Annotated in this window: 13 protein-coding genes and 1 riboswitch; of the genes, 10 read left to right on the top strand and 3 right to left on the bottom strand. The window is 34.9% G+C overall.

From position 1 onward, the window contains the following. Window positions 1–22 precede the first annotated feature (22 nt). The 8 genes from ESZ54_RS08160 to ESZ54_RS08125 all read left to right on the top strand — a co-directional run bounded on the left by ESZ54_RS08160 (window position 23) and on the right by ESZ54_RS08125 (window position 7768). Window positions 23–583, top strand: coding sequence for an SIS domain-containing protein (locus tag ESZ54_RS08160; protein WP_136137173.1), 561 nt, complete (start codon window positions 23–25; stop codon window positions 581–583). Window positions 584–640: 57 nt separating this feature from the next. Continuing rightward, window positions 641–1423: a transketolase gene (locus ESZ54_RS08155; protein ID WP_239433785.1), complete on the top strand. Its 783-nt coding sequence runs from the start codon at window positions 641–643 to the stop codon at window positions 1421–1423. A gap of 11 nt (window positions 1424–1434) precedes the next feature. Then, on the top strand, window positions 1435–2352 hold the full coding sequence (locus ESZ54_RS08150; protein WP_136137171.1) for a transketolase family protein: 918 nt from the start codon (window positions 1435–1437) through the stop codon (window positions 2350–2352). 200 nt (window positions 2353–2552) lie between these two features. Continuing rightward, a riboswitch (TPP riboswitch) is annotated at window positions 2553–2651 on the top strand. Window positions 2652–2755: 104 nt separating this feature from the next. Continuing rightward, window positions 2756–3052, top strand: coding sequence for a thiamine-binding protein (locus tag ESZ54_RS08145; RefSeq protein ID WP_136137170.1), 297 nt, complete (start codon window positions 2756–2758; stop codon window positions 3050–3052). Continuing rightward, window positions 3021–3791: an ABC transporter permease gene (locus ESZ54_RS08140; protein ID WP_136137169.1), complete on the top strand. Its 771-nt coding sequence runs from the start codon at window positions 3021–3023 to the stop codon at window positions 3789–3791. Before ESZ54_RS08145 ends, ESZ54_RS08140 begins: the two co-directional genes overlap by 32 nt. Before the next feature lie 8 nt (window positions 3792–3799). Beyond that, entirely contained in the window at window positions 3800–4801 is a 1002-nt protein-coding gene (locus ESZ54_RS08135; protein WP_136137168.1) for an ABC transporter substrate-binding protein, read from the top strand. Next, complete coding sequence (locus tag ESZ54_RS08130) at window positions 4801–5541, top strand: ABC transporter ATP-binding protein (RefSeq protein WP_136137276.1); 741 nt, start codon at window positions 4801–4803, stop codon at window positions 5539–5541. Before ESZ54_RS08135 ends, ESZ54_RS08130 begins: the two co-directional genes overlap by 1 nt. 703 nt (window positions 5542–6244) lie before the next feature. Next, the gene (locus tag ESZ54_RS08125) at window positions 6245–7768 is read left to right on the top strand and encodes a YfcC family protein (protein ID WP_136137167.1); all 1524 of its coding nucleotides are present in this window, start codon (window positions 6245–6247) and stop codon (window positions 7766–7768) included. Between the two features lie 65 nt (window positions 7769–7833). Here ESZ54_RS08125 and ESZ54_RS08120 read toward each other — a convergent pair whose 3' ends face one another. From ESZ54_RS08120 to ESZ54_RS08110, 3 genes are all read right to left on the bottom strand, one after another. Continuing rightward, window positions 7834–8430 (bottom strand): TetR/AcrR family transcriptional regulator, encoded by a 597-nt coding sequence (locus ESZ54_RS08120; RefSeq protein WP_136137166.1) that lies wholly within the window; start codon window positions 8428–8430, stop codon window positions 7834–7836. 71 nt (window positions 8431–8501) lie between these two features. Next, the gene (locus ESZ54_RS08115; RefSeq protein ID WP_136137165.1) at window positions 8502–9194 is read right to left on the bottom strand and encodes an ABC transporter ATP-binding protein; all 693 of its coding nucleotides are present in this window, start codon (window positions 9192–9194) and stop codon (window positions 8502–8504) included. Window positions 9195–9198: 4 nt separating this feature from the next. Further along, complete coding sequence (locus ESZ54_RS08110; protein WP_136137164.1) at window positions 9199–10275, bottom strand: ABC transporter permease; 1077 nt, start codon at window positions 10273–10275, stop codon at window positions 9199–9201. Window positions 10276–10704: 429 nt separating this feature from the next. Here ESZ54_RS08110 and ESZ54_RS08105 point away from each other — a divergent pair, with 429 nt between their 5' ends. Together ESZ54_RS08105 and ESZ54_RS08100 are read left to right on the top strand one after the other, a co-directional pair. Beyond that, complete coding sequence (locus tag ESZ54_RS08105) at window positions 10705–11541, top strand: PRD domain-containing protein (RefSeq protein ID WP_136137275.1); 837 nt, start codon at window positions 10705–10707, stop codon at window positions 11539–11541. A gap of 5 nt (window positions 11542–11546) precedes the next feature. Further along, window positions 11547–13385: a beta-glucoside-specific PTS transporter subunit IIABC gene (locus ESZ54_RS08100; RefSeq protein WP_136137163.1), complete on the top strand. Its 1839-nt coding sequence runs from the start codon at window positions 11547–11549 to the stop codon at window positions 13383–13385. Window positions 13386–13404 lie beyond the last annotated feature (19 nt).

Genomic DNA, 13404 nt, shown 5'->3' with positions numbered 1-13404 from the left:
AAGATCTTGAAAGGAGTATTGCATGTTAAAAGAGTTCGTCTCGCTTTATCAGAATGAATTTCAAGAAACATTAGCAAATATTGACGTAGAAAAATTAGAACAACTGTGTAGATTATTAGAAGAAACTTTTGCAAAAGAGCGTAATATTTTTATTATTGGAAATGGCGGTAGCGCAGCCTCTGCTTCACATTGGGTTTGTGATTTTAATAAAGGGGTCAGCTTTCAACGTCCGAAAGTAAAATCAAGATTTTATTCTTTAGCAGACAATATTCCAACCATAACAGCTTATGGAAATGATACGCAATACGACGATATTTTTATGGAACAGTTGAAAGTGTTAAGTAATCCAGGAGATCTTCTGATTTCTTTATCAGTCTCGGGAAACTCAAAAAATTTACTTAAAGCTCAAGCTTTTGGGGAAAGCCAAAAAATGATAACAGTCTCAATCACAAACAGCCAAGCGAATGAATTAAAGTCAGGTTCTGATTTAGCTATTTCAATTCCATCGGAAAATTATGGAATTGTCGAAGATTGTCATATGTACATTTGTCACGTTATTTCCCAATTTATCGCAAAAAAATAAGATGAGGTGTTATATTTGGATTTACAAAAATTTGCAGATCAAATTAGACTTTATACAATGAAAGAATTAAATAATATGGGATTTGGCCATTATGGTGGCAGTCTCTCAATTGTTGAAACATTAGCCGTACTTTATGGAAATGAAATGAATATTGACGTAGATAATCCACAAAAAGAAGACCGTGACTACTTTGTTTTATCTAAAGGTCATGCTGGACCTGGATTATATGCATCGCTCTTTTTAAAAGGATATATTTCAGAAGAAACGTTAATGTCATTAAACAATAACGGTACAACACTACCGTCTCATCCGGATAAAAATTTAACGAATGGTGTAGATATGACAACGGGTTCATTAGCACAAGGATTATCTGCAGCAACTGGTATTGCATACGGTAATAAGCTAAAAGGTTTAGAGAACTATACTTATTGTATTGTTGGCGATGGTGAATTGAATGAAGGGCAATGTTGGGAAGCCATTCAATTTGCAAATCATCGAAAATTATCAAACTTAATCATTTTTGTTGATGATAATAAAAAGCAATTAGATGGTTTTACTGAAGATATCAATAAATCAATGGACTTTGTTAAAAAAATGCAGGCCTTTGGACTTGAATCATTCCGAGTGAATGGTCATGATGTTTATGAAATTGAGTCAGCTATTAAAAAAGCAAAATTAAACAATGAAAGTGCCACAGTGATTGTTTTAGATACTGTTAAAGGTTATGGCATCGATGCTGTCGCAAATGCTGCAAGTAATCACCACTTACGTCCAAGTGCAGAAATGATGACTCAGTTAGAAGAAGCTGTCGCATCATTAGAAGTAAAATTAAAAGGGTAGGGGGCAATTTAATGACTGAATTACGTCAAGTCTATGCAGATACAGTAAGAGAGTTAGCTGAAAAAGATGAACGTGTGGTTGTGTTAGAAGCTGATTTATCTAGTTCAATGTCAACAGCTAATTTGAAAGAGGTGCTTCAAGAGCGTTATCTTAACATTGGCATCATGGAGGCGCAAGAAGTAGGAGCAGCGGCGGGGTTATCCGTTACGGGACATATTCCTTTTGTACATACGTTTGTTCCTTTTGTGACACGTCGTTGTTTTGATCAAGTTTTTGTTTCATTAGCTTATGCTCAAAATCATGCGATTTTAGTGGGATCAGATGTTGGTGTTACAGCGGAGATGAATGGTGGTACGCATATGTCTTTTGAAGACTTAGCTTTAATGCGTGTTATTCCAAATATTACAATTTATGAAGTATCAGAGCCGGATCAATTTAGAAAAATATTACATCATTGTTATGAAAATAAAGGACTTTATTATATTCGAACAATGAGAAAAGCAGCACCAAAACTAACTGAAAAGCCAAGTGATTTAAATTTGGGTTATCGTGAGTTAGCATCTGGAAATCAGGCAACGATTATCAGTTCAGGATTCTTATTACCGGAGTGTATGGATGCAGCAGCAACACTTGAAAAAGAAGGTATGGATGTCAGTGTTATTGAGTTGTTTAATATCAAACCAATTAATACTGAGATGGTAATTGAAGCAGCTAAAAAAGGCCCAATTGTGACCGTTGATAATCACAGTATCATTGGTGGTATTGGCTCAGCAGTATCTGAAGTTTTAGTTGAAGAATATCCACAAAGATTAAAACGGTTAGGTGTTAAAGAAAAATTTGGCCAAGTGGGTAAAGCAGACTATCTAAAAGAACAATATGGTATGACAGCGAAAGATATTGTTAGCGCAGTTAAAAATATTTGTAACTAGGCTAGTGAGATACGCCTAGTTATTAATAGTTTCAACTTCAAATAATTTAAGAAGTTGAAACTATTTTTTCACAAAAAATAAAGGATTAAATTAATTTAAAGCGATTTCACTTGTGCTTTATTCGAATATTGCTTATACTCTGTGTATCGAGCTCTTGGCTTTAATTGTTTTGAAGTTAAGAATTAATAAAATTGAATAGTTTTGTATTGCGGGGGGACACTTCGGTGTTGAGAAGGTAAAACCTGACCCTTAGAACCTGTTGGTTGATACCATCGTAGGGAAGCATGTCACGTTTTTTGAGCTGTAAAAGACATTTTCTCTTGGGGAGAAAATGTTTTTTTTTATGCGCTGAGCTAATAACTTAGACCGGCTCACATTTTGAACAATTTAGGAGGAAGAAAAAATGGAATCAAGTATTGCAATTCAAGTATTACCAAAAGTAGATGGAGAATCAGAAGTGATTCGTGTAGTTGACGAAGTTATCGCTTATATTAAAAGCACAGGATTAAGTTATCAAGTAGGTGCTTTCGAAACAACAATTGAAGGTGAATATGATGTACTAATGGACATCGTTAAAGAATGTCAAAAAATTGCGATTAGAGCAGGAGCTGAATCAGTATCGGCATATGTCAAAATTGCTTACAAGCCTGAGGGAGATGTTTTAAGCATTGAGCAAAAAACAAAAAAACATCAGCAATAGTATTCAACCAGTATTAACGGTTTTAGGATTACTCGCTATATGGCAACTTGCCAGTTCACTAGCGTTAGTTCCAGAATTTATGCTTCCTTCCCCAATTCAAGTTATTCAAGCGTTTATCTCTGATTTTAATTTATTAATGTTTCACTCGAAAATTACATTATTTGAAGCTTTATTAGGACTACTGAGTGGTGTCAGTTTAGGTGTCTTAACGGCCATCGTGATGGACCGTTTTACCAAAGTTAAGAAAAGTATTTATCCACTTTTGATATTAACGCAAACTGTGCCAACGGTAGCGATTGCGCCATTACTCACGATTTGGTTTGGCTATGGCATCTTACCTAAAGTGGTCCTGATTACAATTACAATATTTTTCCCAGTTTCAGTGGGAATGTTAAATGGCTTTATGTCAATTGATCCTGATGAAATTAACCTTTTGCGATCAATGGGAGCAAGTCACAAGCAGATTTTTTGGCATATCAAACTACCCGCAAGTTTAGGCAATTTTTTTGCATCACTTAGGATAGCCGTCACTTATGCGGTAGTGGGTGCCGTTATTTCAGAATGGTTAGGTGGATTTGAAGGGTTAGGCGTCTATATGACAAGGGTTAGAAAATCATATCATTTTGATAAAATGTTTGCTGTTATATTTTTGATTTCAATCATTAGCTTATTGTTAATGGCGGTAGTCAACGTGTTAGAAAAAATCTGTATGCCTTGGCAGAAACAGGAAAATATTTAGGAGGAATTATGAACTTTAAATCGATTGTTTTCGTTGCAGTAAGTAGTTTACTATTAGTAGGTTGTTCAGCAACACCAAAGAAGGATGAAACTAAAGAAAAAGATTTAAAAAAGATAACTTTTGTTTTAGATTGGACGCCTAATACTAATCATACCGGATTATATGTTGCCAAAGAAAAAGGCTATTATCAGGAAATGGGACTGGATGTTGAGATTGTCCAACCATCAGATGATAGTGCGAGCATGATTGTGGCAAATGGTAAAGCAGATTTTGGAATTACAGCCCAAGATTCAATGGCGCCCAATTTTGCAACTAAAAAGCCATTGCCAATTACCGCAGTAGCAACTATTTTGCAACATAATACATCAGGCATTATGTCTCGCAAAGGTGAAGGCATGAATCAACCGAAAGGCATGGAAGGAAAAGTCTATGCAACCTGGGATTCACCAGTCGAACAGGCAATGATTAAAGATGTGATGAAAAAAGATGGTGCTGATTTTGATAAAGTAAAACTTGTCCCGAATACGATTGTCGATGAAGCGATGGCTTTAAAACAAAAACAAGTAGATAGTTTGTGGGTCTTTTATGGTTGGGGCGGTATCATGTCCGAAATTGATAAAGTACCTGTTGATATGTTTTACTTTAAAGATTTAAATCCGAAATTTGACTATTATACACCAGTCATTATCTCGAATGAAAAATTCTTAAAAGATAATGAAAAGACGGCGAAAGACTTTCTTACTGCGACAGCTAAAGGCTATGAGGATGCCATTGAAAATCCTGATCAAGCAAGTGAAATTTTAATTGAACACGTGCCAGAAATTAATGCCGACTTAGTTAAGAAAAGTCAAAAGTGGATGGTAGCACAATATAAAGCAGATGAAAAGCGTTGGGGCTATATTGATCCAGAACGCTGGAATGCATTTTATCAATGGCTAGGTGATGAAAATTTAGTTGAACAGGCCATTCCAAAAGATACCGGATTTACCAATCAGTATTTAGGAGAGTGATCACCATTTTAGAAGTCAAAGATATCAGTCAACACTTTTCAGAGAAAAAAGTTTTAGAGCATGTAAATTTTACCGTTCAAAAAAATGAGATTGTAAGTATTTTAGGTCCGAGTGGTGCAGGTAAATCAACACTATTTAATATCATTGCGGGTTTGCTACAACCCTCATCAGGTGACATCTTACTGAATGGTCAATCAATAATCAAATCACCCGGACATGTGTCCTATATGCTACAAAAAGATTTGTTGTTACCATACAAGACAGTGGGCGTGAATGTTGCGTTGCCTTTAATTCTAAAAGGCGTTCCTAAAAAAGAGGCATTGGTTCAAGCAAGTGAACTTCTTGATCAATTTGGCTTGCATGGTATAAGTCAGACCTATCCGAATGAACTTTCAGGAGGAATGCGCCAACGTGTCGCTCTTTTAAGAACTTATCTCTTTTCGTCAGAATTGATTCTTTTAGACGAGCCTTTCAGTGCACTTGACACATTTACTAAAGATGAAATTCATGAATGGTATTTAAATATTCATCGTAAATTAAATTTAACGACAATTTTTATCACACATGATATTGAAGAAGCCATCAAACTATCAGATCGAATCTATATTTTAAAAGATCATGTCTTAAATGAAGCAGATAGTATCGTGATATCAAAAGAAAAAAAAGACCTAGAAGAATTCCTGCTCTCAACAGAGTATTTAGACTACAAAAGATTAATCATGTATTGTTTGAATCATTAGGTGATTATTTTGGCGTTCTGAGATGAGCAGTAAGACAATCCGGTTAATCAGGCGATTTTTGCCTGAATAAACGGATTAGCTTAATGCCGAATCTCAGCCAAAATAATCCCGATAAATTAGGTGATTTTTGGAGCGTTTGGAGGTGAGTCACAAGGCGAGCTTGCGAATAAATTGGTTTTTAATTTAATCGCGAGATTGACTTGTGACCGAACCTCTGCTCCGAAAATCCCGATAATCCAGTCATTTCAAGGGAAGTATTCTAAGTAATATGCAATAGCGTCACAGCGATCCAATCAAAATGTGAGTAACGTTTTGATTGGGTCGCTTTATTTGTTAAAAAAGAGTGACATTTCTCTGTGTAGCCAATATTTTTATGAATACTTCAGTTCAGAACATACATGAGTATATCTTTACCGAATTATTAAAATAAACTTAGCTAATTCTTTTTGAAATCTTAGTATTTTAAAATGGTTGTTAGATAACTTTAAAGTTCATTTGCATCTGTTTTGTTTTGTAATATACTTAGGTTATATTTATATAATTCCTAATTGATTAATTTGTGTCAGTTTGACTGATGACAGCATGGAAGCGGATACATTTTTATCGGTTAAAAATGTGATTAGGGTGAGGTGATTTCATTCGAAGTAATCTTTATAGTTTTTTATGGGTAGCGTAAAAATAAACTAAAAATGGAGAATTCAAAATGAAAGAGAAGAAAAAATTTCAGTTTCCTACCGCGTACACCGTTATTATTATTGTATTACTATTAGTTCAAGCACTAACATTTGTTATTCCATCAGGTAAGTACAGTACATTAAGCTATAATGACTCAAAAGACGAATTTGTTATTACTGATTCAAAAGACAAGACAACTTCGGAACCTGCAACACAAGAAGTCCTTAAGAAATATAAAATTAATATTTCAATTGATAAATTTAAGGACGGCACACTTTATAAACCAGTTGCAATTCCAGATAGCTACAAAGAAATTCCAAAACCAAAACGGGGCGTTGTCGGTACCGTTTTACAATTCTTGAATTCACAAGTTCAAGGGTTACTAGACAGTGTGGATATTATGGTATTTATCTTAGTGATTGGTGGGGTTTTAGGTGTAGTAAACTCTACTGGTGCAATGAATGCCGGAATCTTAAGACTGTCAGAAAAATTAGATGGCAAACAAAAATGGTTAATTATTATTATCATGGGCTTAATTGCTCTTGGTGGGTCAACATTTGGACTTGCTGAAGAAACATTAGCCTTCTATCCGATTTTAGTGCCAATCTTCTTAATCGCGGGTTACGATACACTGACCGCGGTCGCCACAATTTATCTAGGTTCGGCGATAGGGTCAATGAGTTCAACAATTAATCCGTTCTCGACGGTAATTGCATCTAACGCGGCTGGAATCAGTTTTACTGATGGTATGCCAGTCAGAGTTATCATGTGGGTATTATCAGTTGGATTATCTATGTTCTACACTATTCGTTATGCCGAACGTGTTAGAAAAAATCCAAGTGAATCTTTAGTAGTAGAAGAAATGAATGATAAAAACTTAGAACAATTTAAAATTGATAAAGATAAAGATGGCAAATTTACATTACGCCAAAAGATTACTTTACTCATTTTTGCTGGTGGTTTCCTTGTGATGATTTATGGGGTACAACAACTTGGTTGGTACTTCACTGAAATCACAGTTGTCTTCTTGGCAGTGCTTTACATCCTAGCTCTAACATCTGGATTGAAAGAAACCGTCTTCGTAGATAGTTTCGTAACAGGTGCGGGTGAATTACTCGGCGTAGCATTTACAGTAGGTATTGCTCGTTCTGTAGGGATTGTAATGGAAACTAGTTTCGTAAGTGATACAATCATGAACTTCTTTAGTAACTTAATTAGTGATATGAATAATGTTCTATTTATCATTGTATTATTCTTTGTTTACTGTATTTTAGGTCTGTTTATCCAATCTTCATCTGGTTTGGCGGTACTGTCTATGCCAATCATGGCACCATTAGCAGATGTTGTTGGAATTGATCGTTCAATTATTATTAATGCGTATAACTGGGGTCAAGGACTGATTGGTTTAATCGCACCAACTGGTTTAATCCTAGTTTCACTTGCAATGGTTAATATAGGTTTTGATAAGTGGCTGAAATTTGTTATGAAACTACTTGTCATGACGGTCATTTTAATCTTAATTGTTCTGGTCGCGAGTGTGTTAATACTATAGGCATTAGCGACGTAAATTATACTAATAAACGAGGTAAGTCATTTTCGACTTACCTCGTTTTCTTTTTATTTAATACCATTTAATATCCATTTAACACGGAAACGATAGTCTGTAATCAGTTCTTCAGTAGTCCAATCATTGGCGATGTATCCAGTTAAAGCATTCATGACCAATTCCATAATGAAATATAAGAAAGCAACCGCTTCATCATGACTATTCATCTCAATATTGCTTGCTGTTAAGGTATCCGTCCACTTAGTAATCAAAGGTGAATCAATATCGATTTGGAATCTTTTATAAGCAGATAGGTCATTAGATTCACTTAATAGGCGCAAACTTTTCCAATATTCACTTTCATGATCGAGTTCACTACACCAAATGAGATACTCTTCAATACCTTCAAAAAATTGTGTTTTATCGCGGTTAATATACGTTAAAATATCTTGATGAATGATGAGGGCGTACTTATTGATTGTATAGGAATAAGCATCCTCTAAGTCGTCAAAATATTTATAAAAAGCACCACGCGACATTTTCATATCGCTTACGATTTGTGAGACTTTGACCTGACTAATTGGCTGGTCAAAAAATGTCGTCAGCAGGATGTCATCAATCACTTGTTTCTTGTGATCAGGTAAGTTTAAAAAAGTTTCATGAGGCATAAATGTCACACCTTTCAGCTAGGCTAATAGAATTTATTAATTGCTATTATTCTAACATAAAATAGAGGAGGTTATGCTTCTTTTTGAAAGTCGAAGATCTCGATAAGTTCACCATCATACATCTCAAAAACGCGGTCACTCCATTGAATCATTCTTTTGTCATGTGTGACCATGACGGTGGCTTTGTTTTTTTCATGCGCTTCTTTAACAAGTAACTTTACAACTTCAAAAGCGTGCTCTGTGTCCAAACTTGCAGTGGGTTCATCGGCTAAAATCAAACTAGGCTCATTGTAAAGAGCTCGAGCGATGGCAACACGTTGGCGTTCACCACCAGATAAATCTTTTGGGTATTTATTTTGTAAATCCAAAATATCTAAAGAACGTAATAGGTTCTCGATTTTTTCAGTTGGATTTTTGGCTTTGTTCACTTTTTCGACTAAAAGAAATTGTTCTTTGATCGTCAAAAATGGAATTAGATTAGAAGCTTGAAGAATAAAGCCAATTTCTTTAAAGCGTAAAGTCGCGCGTTTTTTTTCGGATAAGTTTGTAAAAGAAGTATTATTGATTGCGATATCTCCAGTAGTCGGGCTTTGCAAACCTCCTGAAATTGTCAAAAAGGTGCTTTTTCCAGAACCAGAAGGACCAATAATACTGATGAATTCACCTTGTTTAACTGAAAAATTGATATTTTTTAGCGCGTGAATTTCTTGATTACCTTGTTTAAATGTTTTTGTAATGTTAGTCATTTTTAACATATCTTTCATATTTCTAACCTCCAATTGCTTTCATAGGATCAACGTTTGTGATGGTACGGATTGAGAAGATACTACCCAGTACTGTGACGAGTAATAAGACTAGACTATAGATACTCCAAAGCTGAAGTGGCACTTCAAACGGCATTGTACTTGGTAAAATCAAACTAGTGATGTAGGCGATAGCAAAACCAAGTGAAATACCAAATAATCCGACAAGTAATGATTGTTTAATTAAGGCATTGATAATAAAGCCGTTTGAAATACCTTGAGCTTTCATGACGCCAAAGATGCTAGCATTTTGAAGAGTTAGCACGTACATGAAAATACCGATAATGGTAGTCACAATCACAAATAAAAAGTAAATCATCGCATTCAAGGTTAAATTTTGTTCAGCATACCCAGGCAGACTTTCAATAAAGTTCTCAATTGTCAATTTGGCTAAATCCGGTGTGGCACTCGAATTGATTTTAGTAGCCTTATCTTGTGTAACAATGGCATTCATTGGTTGTTCGTTATCTTGAGGCGTAAAATTTTCACCGTATTTAATTGTATTAGCATCTTCAATGGAAGAATAAATGACCGGTGTCACAGCATAAAAGGTCGTAGGCGAAATGCCGACAACTTTCATCGGAATACTATCTTTGCCCATTTTAATGGTGTCGTTAATTTTATAACCTAGGTCAGCTAAATTTTTAGAAATAGAAATTTCGTGTTCCTCGTTTGGTTGATGTCCTTCTAAAAGTTCCGGTAGGATAAACGCGTCAGAGGATGTTCCGAATAATATGATGTTGATTTTGTCGTTCTTATTTTTGATCGCTCCGTTGTAGATTGAAAGAGGGGCTTTTTTTGTTGCTGCGACATCTTCAAGATTCTTCTCAGTTAATTGTGAAGCAGAAAGATTCTTATTACTATCATCTGATAAAATGATTTGCTCGCCATTCCAATCAACAATTGCTTGTTTGAATTCAACAGCCAAACCGTTGGCTAAACCAGAAAGCATAAAAACAGCGTATGCAATGAGTGTAATAATGCCAATAATTAATGAATATTTTAATTTTGAAAATTTAATTTCTTTAAGTGCTAAAAACATGATATTGTTCTCCTTTAATATTTATTTATCAGTGACAAAATGTCACTATATTGTTCTCCTTTAATATTTATTCATCAGTGACAAAATGTCACTTTTTATGAGTATAAAACAAAAGTGACATTTTGTCACTGGTTAAATCCTGAAAAAATTTAATTGTTTAGAAAAAATTAAGAGTCTAACTATCCTCCGTTTTTAGATTAAATCGGCCGAGATTAATCTGTAAGTGTTTACAAAAAAATGGTTGTATCGTATAATGTCACATGTAATTAAGAAAAAAACATGAACGTAGCGCAGTAGCTAGGTTTAGAGTTATGTTACTGATTAGCAGGCAGAACTCAGATTAGCATAAGGACTTGAAAGAACACGAAAAGTGCTCTTTATTCTTTATGTTAGTCTGAGTTTTTTTCTTGGAAAGGAATGGATGACACAATGAAAATTCGTCAAATTTTAAATAATAATATTGCTTTAGTTGATCGTGGGGGTAATGAAATTATTGTCTACTCAAAAGGAATCTCATTTTTAAAGAAGGTTGGCCAACCGATAACAGAGGCTGAAATTGAAAAAGTCTATGTCTTAGATTCTGAAGATCGCCTAGAACATTTTAGTTATTTACTTCAAGCGACAGACGAACAACTAATCGAGATAGTGAATCAACTTGTGACTTTTGGTAAAACCAAATTAAATACAACGTTAAACGACTATATCTATTTAGCATTGGTCGATCATCTTTCTTTCGCAATTGATCGCTCTAAAAAGGAACAATTTATTTCGAGTCCATTGACGTGGAATGTTAAGAAATTCTATTCGAAACATTTTGAAATTGGAATGTATGGACTAGATTTGTTGCATAAACAATATGCAATAGAATTTCCTGAAGACGAAGCCGTTTCAATTGCATTACATTTTATCAATCAACAATTTGATGAAGCTGTTCTAACGCAGACAAATAGTGATTTAAAAACGTTGAAACATATTTTAAATATTATTAAGTATCATTTTAATATTGAATTTGATGAAACGAGTTTAAATTATTCGCGTTTAATTACGCATCTGCAGTTTTTTATTGAACGCCTGCATCGAAAAGAAAACTATCAAGAAGAATCGTCAGTTTTATTTGAACAAGTTAAAACATTGTATCCGGATGCATTTGAGGCTGTTCAAAAAATCGCGATCTATGTGTTAGGAAAATATGACCAAGAATTAACGCAAGATGAATATACATACTTGATGTTACACGTCCATCGTGTGGTCCAAAGAAGGGATTAGTTAGCATGAAATACCAAGATTTTTGTCAGGATATTATCCGCCATGTGGGTGGTAAAAAAAATATAAAAGCAGTTGTTCATTGTATGACGCGTTTAAGATTTACATTAGTGGATCGTGATTTAGCGGATACAGAAAAGTTAAAAGAAATGGATGGCGTCATTGACGTAGTCTCAAACCAAGTGGCGTATCAAGTCATTGTTGGCACACATGTCAAAGATGTTTATCAGGAATTAATTGAAATGTTAGGGTTAACTGAAGATCAAAAAACACCAAAAGAAAAGAAAAATGTAGTTAAGGCCATCTTTGATGTTGTGTCGGAGTCGATGAACCCTATTTTAGAACCGATTATTTGTGCGGGGTTATTAGCGGCATTCTTATCGATTATTTCATTAACAGGTTTGATTTCACCAGAAAGCCCAACTTATCAAATACTTGATACCTTAAGAGGCGCGGTCTTTTTCTTCTTACCTATTTTTATGGCAATGTCGAGTGCGAAACGTTTAGGCGCTTCACCTTATTTGGCAGTTGCCTTAGCAGCAACCTTATTATCAGAACAAATTAATGGTGTCAAAGGGTTAAGTATTTTTGGAATTGGTTTACCAGAAATTACTTATGCGAACAGCTTTATTCCCATATTAATTGCAGTTTGGTTTATGGGACTAGTCACAAAATGGGTTAAAAAAATTGTACCTGAAGTGTTAAGTTACTTTTTAAATCCTGTGATTATAATGTTAATCACACTACCAATGACATTATTAGTTTTTGGCCCTGTTGGGTTTTACATTGGTGAAGGAATTATTGGCTTCTTTACATTTTTAATGGATACAATTGGTTCTTGGTTTGTGATGATGCTTTATTCAGCTTTACAACCTTTTATCATTCTTTTAGGTGCAGGGAATTTTATTATGCCGGTGGTGGCAACATTACTTGCGGATAAAGGCTTTGATCCAGCGTTTATTTCAAGTTGTACGATTTCGGATATTGCTGTTGGTGGTGCGATGTTAGGTTACTTCTTACGTGCGCGTAACGTGAAGCAAAAATCATTATTTGGAACCGTAACTTTATCTGCTGTACTAGGTGTGACTGAGCCCGCAATTTACGGTGTGTTCGTTAAATTCCGTCGTCCGTTTATTGCTGTGATGATTGGTGGTGGCTTAGGTGGTTTATTCGCTGGTCTAACAGGAGTTAAAGCATATTCAATGGCATGGGGCTTATTCGGTTTACCATCATATATTGGTGGCAATGGTGACTTTAAAAACTTAGCTTTAATGGTAACGGCGGTTATCATTTCGTTTGTTGTGTCTGCAATTGCTGCGTATCTCTTGTTTAAACCAGAAGAATCTGAAGCTGATACAAAGCAAGAAGTTAAAGTATCAGATGAAGTGGTGCGTAGTATTCCACTCACATCAGTTGCAAATGGTGAGTTAGTTCAATTGGCTGATATTAAAGATCAAGCCTTCTCTTCGGGTGCTTTAGGAAAAGGCATCGGTATTATTTCGTCAGGTGATGATATTTACGCGCCATTTGATGGTGAAGTAGTCATGGTTTTTGATACAAAACATGCGATTGGTTTGCGTGATGAAAATGGTGTTGAAGTCTTAATTCATATTGGAATTGATACAGTTGAATTAGAGGGTCAAGGTTTTGAAGTGCTTGTTGAATCAGGCGCGAAAATTAGACAAGGGCAAAAAATTGCGCAAGTAAACTTTAATGAAATTAAAGCAGCTGGGTACGATCCAACAGTAATTGTTGTTGTGACTAACACGGCAGATTTTCTAGATGTTATTCCGGCAACAGTTAATAATATTTTAACATCAGCATCGATGTTGAGTGTTGTTTTATAGAATTGATGTAGAGAAAGGA

It is taken from the genome of Vagococcus silagei (assembly GCF_004795745.1).
Lineage (GTDB): Bacteria > Bacillota > Bacilli > Lactobacillales > Vagococcaceae > Vagococcus > Vagococcus silagei.
Note: the sequence above shows the minus strand (reverse complement) of the source record. Positions and strands in the feature narration are given on the sequence as shown.